The organism is Neptuniibacter halophilus, assembly GCF_030295765.1.
GTDB lineage: Bacteria > Pseudomonadota > Gammaproteobacteria > Pseudomonadales > Balneatricaceae > Neptuniibacter > Neptuniibacter halophilus.
Window position 1 is genome coordinate 18,731 of the sequence record NZ_AP027292.1, and the last position, 20,938, is coordinate 39,668.

The following is a 20,938-nucleotide window of genomic DNA, read 5'->3' on the forward strand; positions in this document are numbered from 1 at the left end:
CAATAAGGCTATGGCAAAGCCGGCAAAACAGGTATTCGGTGATTGACGCAGCGATATACGTCATTTGACGTATATCTCTGAGAAACGAAACGTAAGTGTCGGGATACCCTAAGATTAAAACTGGAATTTTCTGAAATAGAACCTCATCTGAGACGATAAAAAGCAGCCGACTGGCTGCTTAATAAAAAGATTATATTCCCTCAAAAGGTTACCCCTGCCTAATGGTTAGCAAAGGGGCATCCTCTCTGTTTACTATCTATCGCTTTTGAGCATGGCTATTAATAATCTCACCTTTTTGATTTTCATTTAATAGTCCATCTTCTACTTGGGAATTAATCTCATGAGCAATACATTTCAGATACTGGCCGTGGTTTTTATATTCGACTTCCGCAGGGCAATTAAGGTCTAATCGCTGATCGCTACTACAACCGTTACTATCCACGGTAGAACTCAAGATGGTATAAGGACAGTTATCATTTTCACCAATAACCTTATCCCCATCTGCATCTTCGTCACAAACATCACCTACAGAATCACCATCCCAATCCTCTTGGCCACTATTTGAATTCACAGGACAGTTATCTTCATCGTCCGGTGTTCCATCCTGATCAGTATCCAAAATCGCAGGCTCCATAATCGCAAAAATGGAAAAGCTATCCGTGGTACCACAAATAATATTATTTGTGGTATCAGGGGAATCAACATTAGTTATATCTTCCCAAGAACACTGATTATTAGAATCGCATTCGAAATGGAGAATTTTCAGATCTGTTTCGTTTACAGATGGCTCATCATACGAAAAACACATTTCTGCTGATGTAAATTCAGCAGAACTACGTAGATCAAAGAACTGAAAATCTCCAGAGCTTGAGGCTAATTTGAATCCGTATGGTGGGGTAGGACCATCAGACACAGTATTAAATGTGACTTCACCTTCAGAGGTAATTTCATCAAATACAATTGCAGCGATAGTCTCTCCGGAATCATTATCGAATGACGTCTCGACATTGGCCCCAACTCCGGCAGCAACAGGAACCCCCAAAGTAAAATTAAATGGGATAGCTGTAGTATTGCCCAAGGTATCAATAACTGATATTGAGGCTCGCCTGCTGTATTCACCAGGCTCTCCCCTCAACACTATGCTGATAGGATTAGAAGCTTCACCTGATTGAGCTGTGTATTTGTAATATATTGACTGCTTAGACGATACATCCTTACCGGAAATAATAATTTGCTGAATCCCTACCGGCTGGTTATTTTGATCAGTAGAAGATAAACCAAGTTCATTTAAGTCAATTACGACCTCAGTTTCTGATGTATTTATTGCAACCTCGGGCATGTAATCAACCTGATTTTGCAAATCAGGATTTAACGGCAAGTGGTAGTCTCGTGCCCCAAAAGTAACTGGGTTCGTTGCTCCAGCATCGGTTACAGGGTATGGAAATGACTTGCTATAAACCCAATGATAATTGCTATATATCTCCCCTATAGAAGCACTTTTTAAAAATCCGGCTTTATCTGTAGGCAGAACCGCAAAGTATTCATCATAGTCATTAAGCTTACTGGTAGCGGTATCAAATATGTTTTCTCGTGGGTAAGAATAGGATGGACCTTCTTCATAAGTCACAATACCCACCGAAGTAAAAAAACCGGGGTTATATCTGAAGTCATTCGCACTCCAGAGTCCCGTATAACGAATTTGCCCTGTTATAGCGCTGACCCCTTTATGAAAATTAACTACTCCATTTTCTCCGTCAAGAATAAAAAGTTCATCCCAAAGGTATTGTTGTCCTCCTTGTGTAAACGTGGTTGATGTTTCTGCGGGCAGTGAGTCATGCCAAAAATCTGCTGTAACATTAATCCTGTAATTTGAGGACGGTAAGTTGATAAAATTGTAGGGAGTGATTCCGGTTCGATAACCTCCATCTTGAAAATATCGGTAGACATAAGGGCTTCTACCCTGAAGCTCTACAGAATATTTTCTCCCTACGGGATTACCCATCCATATATCAACACCTTCCAGACTCAGGTTTCCTGAGATACTGGCCGTACTAGCTGATACCGACAGAGGCATCAAAGCCGCTACAATAAGCCAATATTTGTTGTTTTTTAAGCTCTTCATTTCTATACCCTTTCTCGTCACTGATTTGAGATATAGAGGCACTGCGGATACAGGTCTTTTAGCAAAAATTGCCATGGCTCGGCCTCAAGCCATAAAAATGGCAAGAAGAAATGAAGGCACTTTAGCCGTTGCCTACCCCCTTCCCAATAGAAAAAAGACTAGACTGCTGATGGATTTTTAGCCACTTCCGCTCAGATACTAAACGGATAAATCCGAGGCCGTTAAATTGTATTCACTTTGGGAACTGAGTTGACTTATGAATTGATTATGATCGGCTTGTGGAATCCCATCGATACCGGGAATACATCAAATGACAGAATCCTTTTCCCCACGGAACGCCCGGTACCAGCCCCCGGTCAGGACATATTTCGGGAAGGTGTAGAGCTGTTCCAGCAGGATACGAATTAAGGCATTGGAGATGCCGGTAAACGGGGCCGCCGGTTCGGATTCCCGCGAGTGGCCGAAGCCCTGCGCAGCAAACGCGATGCCCATCATCAGCAATGAGAGTACTAAACCAAAAGGCTTGAGCAGTACAAGCGAGCTCAGCAGTAACAGAAATCCGTAAATAAACACCGGCACAAAAACAATATGAATCAGTAAGTTAACACGTGACTTATGAAACTTATGATAAACCTGCCACTGCTTAACCCGATACTCGCTGATCTTCATTTTTTCTCCCTGATCCGCCATCTAGAATCCCTTTTATTATGTCGTTTCTAACCCCAAATTACCGGATCTTTATATCAGATAGCTTTTTGGGCGAGACGCTTAATGTTCATCCCCGCTGTAGATCCACATGGATCGGGTCTGACCTGCAGGTGAAAAGCCCATTCGCTGGTAGAAAGCCACCGCATCACCATCTGCGGTCAGCATCTGCTGATGAAAACCTTCATAGCATTGCAACAGTTGCTGCATCATCTGCCTGCCAATACCGCGGCCCTGAAAATCGGGGTGCACCAGCATATGCGGGTAATACACCACCAGATGACCATCGGATATCGCATTACCAATACCGATCAGACGCCCCGATTCCCGCGCTGTTACCAGCCGGTCTGATCCTCTCAGTGCGGGCAGCAGTTTCTCCGGTTTTTCGGCAGAGGACCAGCCGTTAGCACGATAAAGTGCGACCACTTCGGCTTCCTGAATCTGATCATTAAGTGATATCACCAGCGCCATGGCTGCTAAGTCTCCCTGTTGGTATCAATGCTGAGCATAAAGCGCCGCCGTCGAATCAGTGTCCGATCAGGTAAGCTTCCATCCATTCGTAAATAAGCCCGGTAGTTAGCTGCTGATCCGGCAGGGTTTTAAACTCTCCCTCCGGGTCTTTATCCATCCAGGCGAACTGGTAGCTGATGGTTTCCGGCTGCTGGTCGTGCAGAATCAGGATAATACGCCGCTGATTCTTTGGGTTATCAATGGTCATCGCATCGGCGGGGATTCCCTGGCTGCGCATACTCTGACTGACGCCAACCCGTGGCTCCATCTCTGAATATGCGTTCTGAATCGCAGCGTGGGCTTCACTTGCCCGCTGCCAGATCTGCTCCAAACGTTGGTTAACCATATTTATCGAAACAACTCCGGATAAAAATTTCTGCTGACTGAACTGGCGGAAGCGGATTCCATGTTTCACTATTAACTGTATGGAAACCAATACCTTAACTATAGGCACCGAACAATTCTGGCTGCTGCTGATCTCCCTGGCACTGGGCCTGATCATTGGCATAGAACGCGGCTGGTCACAGCGCCATGAGATCGCTGGTAGCCGGGTCGCCGGAATACGCACCTTCGCACTCACCGGTTTGTTCGGCGGCCTCTGCGCCACACTGGCTCAGCAGTATACCCCATGGCTGCCGGGATTTGGCCTGCTGGCGCTGATCATCATTATGGCTGTGGCCTTCTATATCAGCCATCGCCATGGCGGGGATGTCAGCATCACCGGGGTGATTGGCTTACTGATCACTTATCTTCTGGGCGCTGTTGCGGTCTCGGGGCAACCTGCTATTGCCGCTGCCGCCGCGGTGATCACGGCTTTGATTCTCGACAGCAAACCCGAACTGCACGGTGCCCTGCAACGCCTGCAGGAGTATGAACTGGATGCGGGGCTGCGATTACTGCTGATCTCCATTGTGATGCTGCCGCTGTTACCTGATCAGGGTTTCGGCCCCTGGCAGGCGATCAATCCCTATGAGATCTGGTGGATGGTGGTGCTGATCGCATCGATCTCTTTTGTCGGTTATTTTGCTATCCGTATTGGCGGTCCCCGGCGCGGTATTCTGTTTACCTCGGTATTTGCCGGGCTGAGTTCTTCCACCGCACTGACCCTGCAATTTTCCCAGCTTTCGAAAAGCAGCCACTCCCTGAGCCACCTGTTATCCAGTGGCATTCTGTTCAGTTGTGGCACGATGTTTCCGCGCATTCTGCTGGTGCTACTGATTCTCAATCCGCCACTGGCAGAGGCGCTGGCCCCGGTCTTGCTGGTGATGATGCTGGGGTTTTATCTGCCGGCGCTCTGGCTCTGGCGACAACAACACGATGGCGACGGGTCACCGATGAGTGAAAACCGCAACCCGCTGGCCCTGAGTGCAGCGCTGTTTTTTGGCTTTCTGCTGATGCTGATTATGCTGCTGTCGCAGGCGTTGTCTGAGTGGTTTGGCGACACCGGGGTATTGCTCCTCAGCGGGCTTTCCGGTCTGTCGGATGTGGACCCGATCACCCTGACACTGGGCCGGCAGAGCCCGGCTCAGATCACGCCTCAGGTCGCTATGCTCGGTATCTATATCGCAGCCAGCGCGAACAGTCTGGTGAAGATGCTGATGGTCATCACCATTGCTCATCCGGATCTGGCAAAACAGACCGCACCGGCCATGCTTACGGGCATCGGGCTCGGCGCGGCGATGATGTATTTCAGCTAGTGAGCCCGGCGTGCAGCGTGTCAGGCTTTAGTCTGCTCCAGAGTGAGCTTTTCCGTCAGCAGGTCTGCTGATATCGGACGTGCGAACAAATATCCCTGAAAGCTGAAGCACCCCAGTTGTTGCAGGGCTTCGCGTTCATCTACCGTCTCTACGCCCTCGGCGATGACCACCAGATTCAGGCGTTCTGCTGTGGTAATAATGACCTGAACAATGGCCGCCTGTTCAGTATCGGTGCGCAGGCCGGTAACAAAAGAGCGGTCAATTTTCAGTACGTCCAATGGCAGATGACGCAGGTATTTCAACGAAGAGTAGCCGGTTCCAAAATCATCGATCGCAAAATGAACCCCTTTCTGTTTCAGCAGTTTCATTTTCTGACAGGCCACGTCGAAGTTATTCAGCAGCATGTTCTCGGTGATCTCCAGCTCGAGCATACTGCCGGGCAGTTGGTAGAGTTTGAGCAGTTCCGTTACCCGATCAACAAAATCCACCTGCATAAACTGCATCGGGCTGATATTAACCGCCAGCCGCTGGAAGGTTTCCGGCAGGCCCTGTTCACGCCAGCAGCAAAGCTGGCGAAAAGCGCGGTCGAGCACCCAGTTACCAATGTCGAGAATCTGGCCACTGTCCTCGGCTACCTGAATAAACTCCCCGGGAAGTACCATCCCCCTTTCGGGATGGTTCCAGCGAATCAGCACCTCAGCCCCGATCATCTGTTCACGGCTGTTGTACTGAGGCTGATACCAGAGTTCCAGCTCGTCATTATCCAGCGCCTGATGCAATCCCTTTTCAACCTGCAGGCGCTGCTGTGCAGTGGTCTGCATCTCGGGATCGTAAAACTGAAAACCGTTGCGCCCCATTGCCTTGACCCGGTACAACGCCGTATCCGCCTGACGCAGTACATCCATCTGATCTGCGCCGCTGTGGGGGAACAGGCTGATCCCCACACTGGCACTGCAGTAAAGGACATGGCCGTCAATCTCGAACGGGATCTGCATCTGCTGTACCAGTTCGGAGGCCAGATTAGCGGCCGCCTCCGCACAGGACTCCCGGGTGTTGTCAATTTCAGGAACCAGCATGACAAATTCATCCCCACCGAACCGGGAACAGGTGGCCTCATTGGGGAGTGTGTGACGCACCCGGCTGGCAATGGCGCAGAGTAACTGATCCCCAACGGTATGACCGAGGGAGTCGTTGATTGTCTTAAAGCGATCCAGATCCATATACAACACTGCGCCGAGATTACCTTTGGCCCGGTGCAGTTCAATGGCGGAGTTAAGTCGATCCGTAAACAGGCGGCGGTTCGGTAACCGGGTCAGCGTATCGAAAAATGCCAGTTCATGGATCCGCATCTCAGCTTCTTTGCGCAGCGTAATGTCACGGGCGATGATCAGCACATACTGCTGTTCCTGTTGCTCGAGTCGAATTCCCCGCGCCTCGATCGGAAACAGATCCCCTTTAGCCCGGCGTTGCCGGTCTTCAAAAGTCACCGCTTCACGGCTGTCCATAGAATCAAACAGGGACTGGTATTCAGATTGCGATCGTATCTCACTGAACTTAGCCAGGTTACTGCCCAGTAACGCCCCCTGTGCATACCCAAGACTGTCTGCTGCCTGATGATTGAGCCTCACGATGGTGCCATCCAGCTCACAGAGAAACATCGCATCACCGGCGTTTTCCATCAGAGAACGGGAGAACTGCTCACTACGGGAAAGCTGTGCAACTGACTCACTCAGCCGGTCAGTTGCCTCCTGTCGCTCCTGCCACAGATGTCCAATACTGTTCACCAGATCGCCGAGCTCATCCCGTTGTGTGTAGGGTAGTTTGCCTAACTCGCCCTCACCGAGTTGCTCCACCCAACGGGCGATACGCAAAATCGGACGGGACAGGTAGTGATAAAACAAAAACAGCAGTGTCAGCGCCAGCAGCAGTACATTGAACAAACCAATGGCCAGCCCGTCAATCGCGCGCTTGCCCACTTCACTGGCAATAAACGGCGTGTCTATGTCGATGACCAGTCGTGAGCTGTGATCTTCCACATATCCCACCCCCTCCAGCCGCAGAGGTTGCTCAATATGGCTTTCGAAGTTGAGCAGATAACCCACCAGCTCACCACTGAAAACAGATCTGATCTCCTGACTTGGACTACGTTTACTCGCCGCCAGCGGGTCACCGAAGTCATCCATTACCACAGCAGAATAGATCGCCGGGTGGCTGATCAACGCATCGGTAACCTCCCGGCCCATATTCCTGTCGAGCAGATAAACAGCCCGTGCCGCTGTATCCCGGTGCAGCTCTACCACCTGAGCAATACTGGCCGCAGCGCTGTCCTGCTGATGCCTCAGATCGAGATAGATCTCTACTGCCTTGGTACAGAAACCAATCACCACGGAGATCAGGACCACCGCCACCGCCTGCCGGAAAGCCAGTCGATGACGGAGATGAATTAACGACATAACAACCGCCCGCAGGTGTCTGAATCAGAGATAACGGTCATAGATACTCTGGAACTGGCCATTTTCCCTGATCATCTTCAGGCCGCGGTTGAACGTCTCCCGAAGTGACTCGGAACCGGGAAACTGCTTACTCAGACACAGATGAAAATCAGTGCTCTGCTTGTCGGTAAAGGTTTTCACCTTGATTTTGTCGGCCAGACCCATCTGCCGGGCCAGATAAAGTGTGGTCAGACGACCGCTGTAATAGATATCCAGATCCCTGAAAACCACCGCCCGTAAACTGCCCTCCGGGTCTGGCGTGGTGGTGTGTTCTATCCCTGCACGGGTCAGCTCTTTTTCGATACCCCAGCCTTCAACGGAGGTCACCGAGAATTTTTTCAGATCCGCAAATACCTGCAGCTCGCTCAGGTCGGTTTCGGTGGCCGCAATGGCTACCTGAGTGGCCTCACTGGTCGGGTCCGAAAACAGAATAATCGCTTCCCGGTCGGGACGGCGCGAACAACTGAGCACCCCGGCTACCCTGCCGTGGGTGACATTTTTATAGATACGTTTCCAGGGCTCGGTTTTGATAATCGCATCGATACCCACTGCCGCAAACGCCGCTTTTGTCACCTCAACATCAATACCGCTGATATTGCCGGCTTCATCAATAATCGTGTAAGGCGGGTAGTTGACGGTATAAAGTTCAACTTTGTCAGATTCAGCGCGCAGCAGGGTGCTGCATACGAGCAAACAGAAAATCAGTGTGATGCGGATCAGGTACAACATACCAAAACTCTCAGCCGGTTCCTGTAGGGATTATTACTTTAATTTAAACACAGATCAGTCAGTAGTTTAGACCAAAGCCCGCTGCAGATACCCTGTATTTCTCCTGTTACCCTACAAATATTAAGGAGAATCACCAGCCTTGCCCCGATGCCCTATTCCCGGGCCAGCAAGCGCAACGCCACACCGGCTGCAGCCGTGCGGTTTTCGACACCCAGTTTTGGGAATATCTGCTCCAGATGTTTGTTCACTGTCCGTGGGCTCATCTGCAGAATTTCTGCCACCTCCCGGTTAGTTTTTCCGTTAGCAATCCAGTGCAGCACTTCGGATTCACGCTCCGTCACAGCCAGTTTGGCGCATAACAGCTCTGCCCCCTGAAGCCGTTGCCCGTCAATCAGGCGCAACAGCAGCTCACCGTTATCCTGCAGCGCCAGCCGTTTCAGCTCCAGAGGGTATTCCAGCCCCGATAGCTTTAACACCGGAGCCGGATCTTCATCTTGCGGCGCAAACCAGGACTCAACCTGCCGGGGCAGATGCTGCTCCAGCCAGCGTCGGTCAATACCCGCCTTAGCCAGCAGAGCATAGGCCTGAGGTGTTCCCCAGATCACCTCTCCCGCTCGGCTGAGGGTTAACAGATACTGACCGCTGCTATCGAGTGCTGTCTGGGCACTGGCAGCCTGACGTGCGTTATTCAGATGAACCCGCATCCGCGCCAGCAACTCTGCAGGATTGATTGGCTTGGTAAGATAATCAACACCACCGGCTTCCAGCCCCTTTACCACATCCGCCGTATCCGTTAATCCGGTCATAAAGATGACCGGAATCGATGCCATCTCCGGATCATCTTTCAGTAACCGACAGGTTTCAAAACCATCCATATTCGGCATGATGGCATCCAGCAGAATAATATCCGGGCGAATTCTTTTAGAGATGGTCAGCGCCTGCCGCCCCTCCAACGCAACCAGTACATCCATACCCGCCTGTTCCAGCGCATCGTTGATCAGGCTGAGCGCATCGGGCGAATCATCGACAACCAGTACAATCTCGTTCGTCATCGCTGTATTCATACGCTACCTGCCTCGATATGTTGTGCCATGGTTTCAAATTGAAAATTCTCGCAAAGCTGATGCAATGCACGATGCGCCTGCTCACTGATCAGCCCTTCCTGCTCGATCTTATGCAGACTGGCCACCACCCCTTTCTGGTAGCCCATCTCCGCATAGGCTTTAAGCTCCAGCAATAAACGATGTTCGCCGGGCAACGGCTGTGGCTGTCGGGTTACCGCCTTACCCTGTTCAGTCAGTGCAGCCTTATGATCCGGCTGAGCATGGTAAACCCAGCTTAACTGGAGATACTCTGCCAACGTCTCCAGCAGAATCTGGTTACTGACCGGCTTAACCAGATACTCGTCATAAGCCACCTCGCGACCGCTTTGTTTACGATCCTCTTCAACGTTGGCGGAGAGCATAATCACCGGTTCACGAATCCCCTGCTGACGCAGTTCAGCCGCCAGTTCCAGTCCACTGATACCGGGCATGGAGATATCCAGCAGGAACAGATCAGGCCGGTTGTGCTCCAGCAGTGCAAGACAGCTCGCAGCATCATGGGCTTCCAGTGTGTTGAACCCCAGCGGCACCAGCAACTCAGACAGCAGCCCCCTCAATACCGGGTCATCATCCACCACACAAAGCGTTCGCTGATAGCCTTCATAACCGACTATCCGCTCAGCACTGACCTCTTCCGGCTGACTGGCACTGACCCAGGGCAACAGCACCGCTACCCGGAATTCACTGCCCTGGCCCGGCTCACTGTGTACCTGCAGGTCTCCCCCCATAATTTCAGTCAGCAGTTTGACGATGGTCAGCCCCAACCCGGTGCCCGGAAGGTTGGCACTGGCGCTGTTACGCACCCGTTCGAAAGGCTGGAAGATCCTCTCCATATACTGCGAATCAATCCCCGGTCCGGTATCACGAATCAGGAACTCAGCAACCTGATTCCGGTAACGCACCTCAAAATCGATCTGGCCTTCGGGGGTATATTTAACGGCATTAGAAAGCAGGTTGATCAGAATCTGACGCAGACGTTTTTCATCTGTGGCGATCAGATCCGGCAAAGGATCATGGATCTGCAATCTGAGATTCAGTCCCTTCTCCCGGGCCTGCATGCGGAACATCTGAGTCAACTGGTCGATCAGTTCAGGGAACGCCACCCGATTACGCAGCAGTTCCAGACGCCCTGCCTCAATCTTGGAGATATCCAGCAAGCCTTCGATCAGATCAGTCAGGTACTGGCCACTGCGATGGATAATCTGCAGCCCGCGTCGATGGTTATCCGGCATATCTTCACGATCGGACAACAACTGGGCATAACCCAGTATCGACTGTAATGGCGTGCGCAATTCATGGCTTATGCCTGTCAGATAACGACTTTTCGCTTCATTGGCCCGCTCGGCGAACTCTTTGGCCCGCTGTAATTCACGGTCAGTCTGTTCGTGGGCGTCAATCTCCCTGGTCAGCTTCAGACTCTGCCGGTTTGATTCCCGCTGAGCGGTTATGCGGCTTTCATGGGCCAGCAGAAACACCCAGATAATGACCCCGGAAACAATGAACAGTACGATGTAGATCGCCAGCAATGTGCTCTGTAACATCGCTACCTGCGCCTCATCTGCAGGTTCAACCCGACTGTAAATCAGCAGAAACAGCCCTGCGAGCAGCGCGTTCACCCCCACCACCAGACTGATAAACCGCCCCAGCCGGGAATAGATACCACGTACAAAATCCGGCTTAAGATAACGGTATAAACTTCTGAGCAGACGCTGGGATATACCGGTCTTAGGCTTGCATCGATCCAGACAACGAACATCCAGCGAGCAACACAGCGAGCAGATAGGACGCTGATAAGCCGGGCAGTAACTCATATCGGCCATTTCAAAAGCGTTCTCACACACCCCACAGGTGATCGGCTGGCCCGGCTGCTGCGGGTCTTCTACATAGAGTTCAAGATTGTCCGACTGACGCGCCCGGTAGTACCGCCCTCCCGTGAGCCAGGCAAGTGAAGGAACGCAGATCAGGCAACTGAGCAGGGTCACAAAGTGACACAGATGGCGCGCTTCCGCCCCGAACACCCCGAGATATGCCAGTATCCCAACCAGCGTTGAAATCAGCATCGATCCGGTACCCACCGGGTTGATGTCATACAGATGCGCCCGCTTGAATTCGATCTCTTTCGGACTCAACCCCAGCGGCTTGTTGATCAGCAGATCAGCCGACAGAGAACCGAGCCAGGCCAGCGCCAGTATCGCAAAACTACCGAGAATCGATTCCAGCACCTGATAGATACCCAGCTCCATCAGCAAGAGGGCGATCGAAACATTAAACACCAGCCACACCACCCGGCCGGGATGGCTGTGGGTGACACGGGAGAAGAAGTTAGACCAGGCGATGGAACCGGCATAAGCATTGGTTACGTTGATCTTCATCTGGCAGAAGATTACCATCACCGCCGCCAGAATCAGCGCCAGCATCGGCGAATCAGTCAGCAACAGAAAGACCCGTTGATACATATGCGTCGGGTCGGTCGCCTGCTCCATCGGCAAGAGCTGCGTATAGGCCAGATAAGCCAGAAACGAGCCAAGCAACATCTTGATCAGTCCGGGCACAACCCAGCCCGGGCCTGTAAGAATCAACCAGAACCACCACTGTTTGCGATTGTCTTTATTCTTTGGCGGCATAAAGCGCAGGTAATCTGCCTGCTCACCGATCTGAGCGACCAGTGCGATCAGTATAGAAACGGCCGCGCCAAACAGCGCCAGATCAAAACCGGCTCCCTGCGGCTTATCCGGTAAGGTGAATTCGGTCCAGCCGGAGAGATTCTGATACTCAAACAGCACCACCACAAGCAACGCCGCCAGTTGCAGGGAGAGCCAGATATACTGGGTTGCTACCTGAAACCGGCTGATCGCGGTAATTCCGTGGGTCACAATAGGGATCACCGCGAGCGCACAGAGGATATAACCCAGGAACAGCGGTATACCAAACAGCGCCTTGAGGGCACCGGCCAGAATCGCCGCCTCAATGGCAAAAAAGATAAAAGTAAAAGAGGCATAGATCAGCGAGGTAATCGTTGAACCCAGATAGCCAAAACCGGCTCCGCGGGTCAGCAGATCAATATCCAGCCCCTGCCGGGCACAGTAATACGCAATCGGGAAACCGGTAATAAACATCACCAGACACACCGCCAGCATCGCCCACAGGGTATTGCTGAAGCCATAGCTCAGGGTTACTGCCGCCGCCAACCCTTCAAGTGCAAGAAACGAGGTTGCACCCAGTGCGGTCATCCCCACCCGGCTGATACTCATATGCCGGCCACTGACCGCCGTAAAACGCAGCGCGTAATCTTCAAGCGTCTGGTTCGCCACCCAGCGGTTATAGCGCCGACGCTCTTTGAAAATTCGTTGGCTAGCACTCATCCGTTAACACCTGACCCCAAACCTTATGCACCAGAAAAAGGCACAAAGGAACCAAAGCAGTGCAACAGACAGGTGGTAGACTGACTAAAAAGCTGACTGAATCCGCGGCACGCCGTCCTCTGCGGTAAAACAGGTCACAGCAGACCTGTTATGCAGCCAAATAGTGCAGACTTTATGCCAGATTATCAGGATCGCTTCCGACAGGCGGCTCAGCGCAACGTAAATGATGCGTCTGGCTGAAGCACTGCCAGCTCCGGTTCAGATCTTCCGCCTCCGTCTGCACCCAACGTTGAAACTCACTCACTTTATGACGGAGGAAATAGGTTTCCGGAGCCACCAGATAGTAACGATAAGGCGATGGCCAGTAGACCGGGCACGCCGGCACCAGCAACCCACGTTCAACCTGATCCTGCGCCAGACTGAATCGGGTCGCGGCCACTCCCTGACCATTCAGCGCAGCATCGATCAGAATGGATGCATCCTTCATCTTCAGCGCCACCTGCTCCTCTCCGCCGAACAGGGCCCTGAACTGCGGATTGACCTCTGCCAGATCAGAGGAATCATCGATCAGCAGCGGCATCTCAGTCTGTAACATCTCGCCACTTTGCAGTCTTTGCAGTAAATGCGGGTGGCAGAGCGGAACAATATAATCCTCCGCCAGCAGGATTTGAGTCAGGCCATCATCCCGCCCCGGACTGAACCGGATCGCCAGATCCTGACTGTTGTCAGAAAAATCGTAAATCTGCATGGTCGTTGTCACATAACAGCTCAGGCCCGGCTGTGACTGCTGAAAACGCTGCAACCGGGGCACCAGCCAGCGCGCGGCGAATGAGGAGATGGTCGTGATTTTGAGCTGATCCGGGTTGGGATCATCCGACAGCCCGCGCACGCCCTCCTCTATTGCGCTGAAAGCGGTCTGCAGATAAGGCAGCAGTTGTCTGGCCGCCGCCGTCAGGCGAACCTCCCGGTTCAGCCGTTCAAATAACTGCACCCCCAGATCCGCTTCCAGCGCCCTGATCTGCTGACTGATCGCCGCCTGAGTGACATGCAGCCTCTGCGCAGCCAGCTTAAAACTGCCAAGCTCTGCCGCCTGCTGGAAAACACGTAAAGCCTTAAGTGAGGGTATGCGCAACATAGAGTTAACTTTTTCTTAACCGAAAGGAAATTTATATCGTTTGTCGGGCAAAGCCAACGAGACCATTATAGACCCACATCAACAGTAATGTGGAGCACAACCATGATCAACACAGCGTGCAGCGCTGGCCTTTGCCAGCAGAAAAGCAAAAGTTTTTATTTATCGAAAACCGTTCAGATACTGGGCGGAATTCAACAAAAAATCCAGCAATGGAAACACAACCACCACAGCCGCAAAGCACTGGCGCGGCTGGATCGAAGAGCCCTCAGCGATATCGGCCTCAGCCGCAGTGATGCGCTGACAGAAGCGCGAAAACCGTTTTGGAAACCATAAAAGACAGAGAGGGAGTTACCAATAACCCCCTCTCTCTTAATCAGACCATAAAGCTTCCCATGCGCCTGAAAACCCGGCTTTACTCCATCAACCCGGCCAGCATGCCTGCTGTGGAACTGGCGATGCGTTTTTTCCAGGTCGCCGCATGCGGGTGGTTGCAGAGACTTTCCTCCCAGGCACAGCCGGCCATAATCGCCTTATAAGCCAGCCAGCGAAAAGGCTCCGGCTCCCACCGACGCAGGTTGTGACGCTGCGGGTTCTGCTGCACCCAGGGCATTGTTGTCAGCTCGGTTTCACGTTGCAGAATCAGATCCGCTAAGGTTCGGGCAAACAGATTGGATGCCCCCACCCCTTCCCCGCCGTAACCGCCTGCCAGCGCCAGCCCGCTATCGCGATCAAACAATGCATGGGGCGCAAAACGGCGGGAGATACTCAGGGTGCCACCCCAACCGTGAGTGACGTTAACCCCCTCCAGTGCAGGGAAGATATCCCGCATCAGATTGGCACGGAGCTGAAACTCAGGGTCTTCAAGCGCAAAGCGACTCTGGGGTTTACCGCCAAACAGATAAGCGCCTCTGGCACCAAAAATTAAACGCCCGTCCGCCGTGCGCTGACCGTATGTGACCAGACGCCCGCCATCACTGAACGCCGGACGTGTTTCCAGACCTACTTCATCCCATTGCGCGGCACTGAGCGGTTCGGTGGCCACAATCAGGCTTTGTACCGGCAGCAGATACTGGCCCTTTGCCCCGGGTACACTGCGGGCATAACCTTCCAGTGCCGGCACGATAACCGGTGATCGCACCTGCCCCTTTCGTGTCTCAACAGATCCCTGCCTGATCGCAGTGACAGGCGTCTGCTCAAAGATCTTCACCCCCAGCCCTTCAACTACCCGGGCCAACCCCTTGACCAGTCTGGCCGGATTGATCGTTGCGCAGTAAGGCGAGTAGATTGCCCCCAGTGGATTACGCATCCTGACCAGTTCTTCCAGCTCAGTCTCATTCAGCCAGCGGAACTGGGTTTCGTCGTAACCCGCCTGATAGAGATGCTCAAGATGATGGCGCTGAAACTGAAGTTGTTCCGGATAACGGGCGGCGGCATAGACCACCCCACCACGCTGATAATCACAATCTATCTGCTCTTTGCTGATTATCCCGCAGACATGATCGACGATTCCCAGCAGCAATTGACGACACCGCGCTGCCGCCACAGGTGCCAACCCGGCGAGGTATTTTTCATGCCCGGCACAACTGCCGATCAGCCAGCCGCCATTGCGCCCGGAGGCACCGAAACCAACAGTTTCTGCTTCGAGAATAGCTATCGACAGATCAGGCGCATGCTGTTTCAGGTAGTAAGCTGTCCAGAGCCCGGTGTAACCCGCGCCGACAATAACCACATCCGCCTCAATATCATGCTCTAACGCTGGCCGATGCGGCTGTGCGTGGTTCAGCGTGGTGAACCAGTAACTGGTATCCTGATAACACTTCACTGGAATTCCTCTCGGTTCCGGCTGACGGTATGAACAGCCCTGAAGAGGATCATATAAAGCACTGCGAAGGTTTTTCTTACGTCCGGGACCGATCGAAAAACCGGATCAGGCAGAAACCTGTTTCAGGTAGGCCGACGGTGTGATGCCGGTGCGCTTTTTGAACGCTTTATAGAAAGTAGAAACCGAATTAAACCCCATGCTGAACGCCAGCTCGGTGACGCCCTTAGGCTCGGGCTGCTGCAACTGCAACAGAATCGCCTCAACCCGGGCACGGTTCAGATATTCGTAGAAACTGATCTCCAGTACATGGTTAAGGACATAGGAGATCTGGTTACGGGTATAACCGGTAGCCTCAGCCACCTGAGCCAGACTCAGATCCGGATCAAGGAAGGCCTGACTGCTGTCAAAGTAGGTTTGCAGATCGTCGGCAACCACGCCAAGACGGTTCTGATCCAGCCCGATCCGGCAGGCCATCGGATCAGCTTTATTGCCTGCCTGCGCTGTCCGGAGATGATTCAATGGGGTTGAGAATTCCCGTATCCGGTAGATCTTTTCATCCTTCACCTGAATGATCTCCACCCCGGCAAAGGATTTAAGCATCCCGGATTTGCGCTGCCGCATCACGATCTCCCATTGCAGAATTGCAGTGTCGCCATCCACCCGGATACGGTCCACCGGAGATAACACCTCCTCAGGCTGCGTCGGCAGGAACAGTGAAACGTAGTCAGCCATCGCTTCCGGCCCGATCTCCAGACCTTCAGAGACGTTATTGACGCGAATATCAGGATGATACAACGACAACACAGCGTTAAGATCCCCCGCCATCCAGCAACGACGGTAGGTCTGCATCAATTCACGGATCTTCTGTTCCTGCATCTTGGCTTCACCTTCAGATAAACAATCAGACCCTGACAGCAAGGATCAGGCCCGATTCTATAGTGAAGCTGAACAGCTCTGCCAGCACGCAGGCGCATTCGGTCAGCGATTTATGGGCCCGACAGGTTGCTGAAAGGTCGCCATCACCCAGTCACGGAACGCGGTTACTTTGGGTGTGAGGGGTTTGTTGGGCAACACCAGATAGTGCGCCCCGGCAGCTTCCACCTCAAACGAGTGCGCCTGCACCAGTTCACCGCGATCCAGTACCGGCTTCAGAATATGGTTGCGGGCCAGCAGGAAGCCGACGCCATGGCAGGCAGCATCGATCGCCGCCGCAGTGGTATCGCACTCCAGTACCGGTGTCGGCATCCAGTTGCTCAGATTTTGCCGGCGAAACCATTGCTGCCAGTTTTCCCGATCACCGATGACACTGATCAGCGGTAGCTGCATCAGTTTTAACGGATCGTCATTGAGCAGATTAGCCGCGACAAATTCAGGGCTGCCCACCACGATGTGTTTCTCCCAGGTCAGCCGCTCCACCTGCAATCCGCTGCAATCGCCAAACCCGTTACAGATCTCAATATCCGCTTCCGCCACCTCGTCCTGAGAGGGCCAGACCGATGACATCAGGCGCACACGAATATGCGGATACTGCTGATAGAACGCCGTCAGATTGGGAATCAGCCAGTGGCGCATAAAACTGGAGCCGCACTTCACAGTCAGCAGAGTCTGCTGATCCTTGCTGAACAACTCATTGGTAGACGCCTGCAGGTTATTAAATACATCGGTCAGCACCGGCAGGTAAGCCCGTGCCGCTTCGGTCAGTTCGAGCTTTCTGGGTTTTCGTATAAACAACTGAGTATCAAGATACTCCTCCAGCAGTTTCACCTGCTGACTGACCGCCCCCTGAGTTACATGCAGCTCTTCTGCCGCCCGGGTCAGGCTGCGTAACCGTGCGGCAGCCTCAAATGCCTTAAGCGCCTTCAGCGGCGGGAGTGGACGGCTGTTCAATCGCATATAAACCCCAGAAAAACTATCAATAAAACATCAAACCGATCTTGCTTTATAACAACACTGTATTACAAATGCATTGCAGCTACCTTTCAGTAATTACAAGTAATTCATTTAGTTGAGCGCACCCCTTCACTTCCCGGTACGACGTATAACATAGCACCCATTAACTTAGATTTTCTAACTCAATTCCCCAGTTATTCTGGCTTTTCACAACCCCGTTTATGGAGAGAATAAGCCTATTTGCTCTCCCGAGGTCGACCTATGGCACTGGTGATTTACGATTTAGACGATACCCTGCTCAACGAAGACTGCTCCCGGCTGTGGATTCGTTATCTGCACGACTCAGGACAGGCAGACGACAGCATCCTGCAGGAGGAGCAACGGCTGGATGCGCTTTATCGACAGGGTAAGCTGGATATGCGCGACTATCTGCAGATGCAGTTGCAGCCGCACATCGGCAAAACCCTGTGCGAAGCCACGCAGGGGCTGGAACAGTTCCTCGATGAGTACATTGAACCTCACTTCCGCCCGGCAGCGGTTGCCAATATCCGTCAACATCAGGCCCGGGGCGATCAGTGTATCGTGGTATCCGCCTCGGTCGCGTTTCTGGTGGCACCCATTGCCCGCCGACTGGGTATCGATCACGCCATCGGCATCCAGATTGAGACGATTAAAGAGAAAATCACCGGTCAGCCCGATGGGGTGATCTGTTATCGCGAGGGTAAAATCACCCGTCTGCAGGAGTGGCTCGAAGATCGGGAGCATAGCCTGGAAGAGAGCTGGTTCTACAGTGATTCTCAGAACGATCTGCCACTGCTGCAGCGAGTCGCCTATCCCGTCGCGGTCAGCCCCGACCCGGTGCTGCGCCAGCATGCACTGAACCGCGACTGGCCTATACTGGAGTGGCGCTGTTAGGCGCTATCCCGCGCCACCCGCGTGATTTAACAAAACCTTATGACCAGCTATTCATCTATCTGATTTCTCTCCGGAAATCAGATCCTGTAACCTGCGCCGGCCCTGTATCAGGGCAGCAGGCCCGCCTGCAGGAAACACAAGTAATACTGAAATGAAAGTTGAGGTCCACTATGTTGAGTTGTATCGAAATGGCAGAGATCCGGGAAGCGATCGAAAAAGGTAAGGACAGCCTGTAACGCACCATACAACATCACAGCGAAGATCTGTTGTTTTTCAGGAATCTTCGCTTCAACTCCCCCGGCACACCCACTTCTCTCTGAATATCGCCTGCGCCAGTCCAGGTATTGCTTTAACCCGCCAGAAAACTACAGCACTATGTCACGGCGCGTTATGCCATCCGTTTATCTCGCCCATCAACTATGTACCCGCTTCAGCACCTCCGCACAGCGCTGTCGCAAGTGGTCGCGCAGCATCAGGATGGCAGGTGTCACCTGTTTTCTGCTCGGGCAGATCAGCCAGGTATTGAGCGGCGCAGATTCGTAATCTTTCAGTAAGCGACGCACCCGCCCCGAAAGCAGATCAGCACTGACATCGAGGCTGGATTTATAGCCGATCCCCTTGCCGGCAACGGCCCAGCGTCTGACCACATCCGCGTCGTTACTTTCACGGTTACCACTCACTTGCACTTTATAGCGTTCGCCGCCCCGGCTGAAATTCCAGGTATCATAAGTCCGCTGCCCCAACTGGTAGAGCAGGCAGTTGTGTTGCTGCAGTTCATCCGGTGTGGTCGGCTCGCCGTACCGCTGCAGATACTCAGGCGATGCAAACACCACCCGCTCTGCTGTTGCGATGTGAAACGCCACCATTGAGGAGTCTTCCGGCTCTCCATAACGCAGCGCCACATCAACCCGGTCCATATAAAAGTCGGACAGCGTATCCCCCATACTCAGGTGCAACGACAGCGCAGGGTGTTGCTCCAACACCTCATCGAGCCAGGGCAGCACAATATTTCGCCCCAGATCTGACGACACCGCTAAACGCAGTTCACCGGCAATCTCCCCGCGCATCGCATTCAGCGAGAGTTGCCCCTCTTCAAGCGAGGTCAGCGCCTGACGACAGTACAGCAGAAACCGCTCCCCCTCCGCCGTGATTCTCAACTGACGGGTTGAGCGGATAAACAATTGCGTCTCAAGCTGTTTTTCAAGGCGCTTAAGGGCGGCGCTTGCTGCGGCAGGGGTTATAGCTAACTGCCCGGCCGCAGCCGTAATGCTGCCGGTATCGGCGGTTCTGACAAAAAGCGTTAAATCTGATGTATTCATTTATCAAAATATTTTTGAAACTAATTAAATTATTACCCTGTTTTTAGTTTATTCATGATCGCTCAAAATGTCTCCCATCAACTGTGAACAGATCGGAGAACCCCATGAAAGCGATCGGCTACACCCAACCCCAAGAGATCACACAACCGGATGCATTAACCGACATTGACCTGCCGATGCCTGAGGCCAGCGGCCGGGATCTGCTGGTAAAAATCGATGCCATCTCAGTCAACCCGGTTGATACCAAAATCCGCAACAATGTTGCGCCCGAGGCCGGGCAATACAAAATTCTCGGCTGGGATGCGGTCGGCGAAGTGATCGCCGTGGGTGATCAGGTTGAATATTACCAACCGGGTGACAAGGTCTGGTATGCCGGTGACCTGACTCGTCCCGGAACCAATGCAGAGTTTCATCTGGTGGATGAGCGCATTGTCGGAGCCCGGCCAGAGAGCCTCTCCAATGCAGAAGCCGCCGCCCTGCCGCTGACCGCGATCACCGCATGGGAACTCCTGTTTGACCGCCTCGGGATTACACAAGCCGATACCCCTGAGAAAAACGGCGAACAACGCCTGTTGATTGTCGGTGCGGCCGGTGGAGTCGGTTCTGTTCTGGTGCAACTGGCAGCCCGTTTAACCAATGCAACGGTGATTGCTACCGCCTCTCGCCCGGAAAGTCAGGCTTGGGTTAAAGCACTCGGTGCCGATTATGTGATCGACCACCGAAAGCCCCTCAGCAGTGAACTGCAACGGATCGGCATTAATGATGTCACACACGCAGCTTCCCTGAATGCTACCGATCAGCACTATGCAGAGATCGTGAACAGTCTGGCGCCACAAGGCAAACTGGGACTGATCGATGACCCGGCACTGCCACTGGATATTAAGCTGATGAAGATGAAATCCATCTCGCTGCACTGGGAGTTTATGTACACACGTTCGATGTTTACCACTGATGACATCGAACAACAGCGCAACCTGCTGAACCGTGTTGCCGGGCTGATCGATTCAGGGCAGATCCAGACCACGCTGGGCGAACACTACGGTAAGATCAACGCGGCGAACCTGAAACGCGCCCACGCCAGCATCGAGTCCGGCACAGCGATCGGCAAAGTGGTGCTGGAAGGTTTCTGAGCGACAC

At 52.9% G+C, this 20,938-nt stretch carries 17 protein-coding genes; 4 read left to right on the forward strand and 13 right to left on the reverse strand.

What is annotated here, in order from left to right:
* Positions 1–256: 256 nt before the first annotated feature.
* From QUD59_RS00100 to QUD59_RS00115, 4 genes are all read right to left on the reverse strand, one after another.
* Complete coding sequence (locus QUD59_RS00100) at positions 257–2,197, reverse strand: thrombospondin type 3 repeat-containing protein (RefSeq protein WP_286238763.1); 1,941 nt, start codon at positions 2,195–2,197, stop codon at positions 257–259.
* A 231-nt stretch (positions 2,198–2,428) separates the two neighbouring features.
* Positions 2,429–2,812, reverse strand: a complete 384-nt coding sequence (locus tag QUD59_RS00105; RefSeq protein ID WP_286238764.1) for an Mpo1-like protein — start codon at positions 2,810–2,812, stop codon at positions 2,429–2,431.
* Positions 2,813–2,890: 78 nt separating this feature from the next.
* A complete protein-coding gene (locus QUD59_RS00110) occupies positions 2,891–3,298 on the reverse strand; it encodes a GNAT family N-acetyltransferase (RefSeq protein WP_286238765.1) in 408 nt (135 codons plus the stop codon).
* Between the two features lie 55 nt (positions 3,299–3,353).
* The gene (locus tag QUD59_RS00115) at positions 3,354–3,683 is read right to left on the reverse strand and encodes a hypothetical protein (RefSeq protein WP_286238766.1); all 330 of its coding nucleotides are present in this window, start codon (positions 3,681–3,683) and stop codon (positions 3,354–3,356) included.
* A 79-nt stretch (positions 3,684–3,762) separates the two neighbouring features.
* Between QUD59_RS00115 and QUD59_RS00120 the strand changes: the two genes are divergently transcribed.
* Positions 3,763–5,034: an MgtC/SapB family protein gene (locus QUD59_RS00120; RefSeq protein WP_286238767.1), complete on the forward strand. Its 1,272-nt coding sequence runs from the start codon at positions 3,763–3,765 to the stop codon at positions 5,032–5,034.
* A 20-nt stretch (positions 5,035–5,054) separates the two neighbouring features.
* Here the strand turns inward: QUD59_RS00120 and QUD59_RS00125 are convergent, their stop codons facing one another.
* The 5 genes from QUD59_RS00125 to QUD59_RS00145 form a co-directional block, all read right to left on the reverse strand.
* Positions 5,055–7,487 carry a bifunctional diguanylate cyclase/phosphodiesterase gene (locus QUD59_RS00125; RefSeq protein ID WP_286238768.1) on the reverse strand — a complete coding sequence of 811 codons (2,433 nt, stop codon included), beginning with the start codon at positions 7,485–7,487 and terminating at the stop codon, positions 5,055–5,057.
* 24 nt (positions 7,488–7,511) lie between these two features.
* On the reverse strand, positions 7,512–8,255 hold the full coding sequence (locus QUD59_RS00130; protein ID WP_286238769.1) for a substrate-binding periplasmic protein: 744 nt from the start codon (positions 8,253–8,255) through the stop codon (positions 7,512–7,514).
* A 152-nt stretch (positions 8,256–8,407) separates the two neighbouring features.
* The gene (locus QUD59_RS00135) at positions 8,408–9,307 is read right to left on the reverse strand and encodes a response regulator transcription factor (protein ID WP_286238770.1); all 900 of its coding nucleotides are present in this window, start codon (positions 9,305–9,307) and stop codon (positions 8,408–8,410) included.
* A gap of 8 nt (positions 9,308–9,315) precedes the next feature.
* Positions 9,316–12,720, reverse strand: coding sequence for an ATP-binding protein (locus tag QUD59_RS00140; protein ID WP_286238771.1), 3,405 nt, complete (start codon positions 12,718–12,720; stop codon positions 9,316–9,318).
* Positions 12,721–12,892: 172 nt separating this feature from the next.
* Complete coding sequence (locus QUD59_RS00145) at positions 12,893–13,855, reverse strand: LysR substrate-binding domain-containing protein (RefSeq protein ID WP_286238772.1); 963 nt, start codon at positions 13,853–13,855, stop codon at positions 12,893–12,895.
* Between the two features lie 102 nt (positions 13,856–13,957).
* On the opposite strand from QUD59_RS00145, the gene QUD59_RS00150 reads away from it, so the two are divergent.
* The gene (locus QUD59_RS00150) at positions 13,958–14,188 is read left to right on the forward strand and encodes a DUF1127 domain-containing protein (protein WP_286238773.1); all 231 of its coding nucleotides are present in this window, start codon (positions 13,958–13,960) and stop codon (positions 14,186–14,188) included.
* 79 nt (positions 14,189–14,267) lie between these two features.
* On the opposite strand, the gene QUD59_RS00155 is transcribed toward QUD59_RS00150, so the two are convergent.
* The 3 genes from QUD59_RS00155 to QUD59_RS00165 form a co-directional block, all read right to left on the reverse strand.
* Positions 14,268–15,677, reverse strand: coding sequence for an NAD(P)/FAD-dependent oxidoreductase (locus QUD59_RS00155; protein WP_286238774.1), 1,410 nt, complete (start codon positions 15,675–15,677; stop codon positions 14,268–14,270).
* Between the two features lie 105 nt (positions 15,678–15,782).
* A complete protein-coding gene (locus QUD59_RS00160) occupies positions 15,783–16,553 on the reverse strand; it encodes a nuclear transport factor 2 family protein (protein WP_286238775.1) in 771 nt (256 codons plus the stop codon).
* A gap of 102 nt (positions 16,554–16,655) precedes the next feature.
* Positions 16,656–17,570, reverse strand: coding sequence for a LysR substrate-binding domain-containing protein (locus tag QUD59_RS00165; RefSeq protein WP_286238776.1), 915 nt, complete (start codon positions 17,568–17,570; stop codon positions 16,656–16,658).
* 258 nt (positions 17,571–17,828) lie between these two features.
* Between QUD59_RS00165 and QUD59_RS00170 the strand changes: the two genes are divergently transcribed.
* Positions 17,829–18,482, forward strand: a complete 654-nt coding sequence (locus QUD59_RS00170; protein WP_286238777.1) for an HAD family hydrolase — start codon at positions 17,829–17,831, stop codon at positions 18,480–18,482.
* Between the two features lie 413 nt (positions 18,483–18,895).
* Here QUD59_RS00170 and QUD59_RS00175 read toward each other — a convergent pair whose 3' ends face one another.
* A complete protein-coding gene (locus tag QUD59_RS00175) occupies positions 18,896–19,801 on the reverse strand; it encodes a LysR family transcriptional regulator (protein WP_286238778.1) in 906 nt (301 codons plus the stop codon).
* A 104-nt stretch (positions 19,802–19,905) separates the two neighbouring features.
* On the opposite strand from QUD59_RS00175, the gene QUD59_RS00180 reads away from it, so the two are divergent.
* Positions 19,906–20,931 carry a zinc-binding alcohol dehydrogenase family protein gene (locus QUD59_RS00180; protein WP_286238780.1) on the forward strand — a complete coding sequence of 342 codons (1,026 nt, stop codon included), beginning with the start codon at positions 19,906–19,908 and terminating at the stop codon, positions 20,929–20,931.
* The last annotated feature ends 7 nt before the right edge of the window (positions 20,932–20,938 follow it).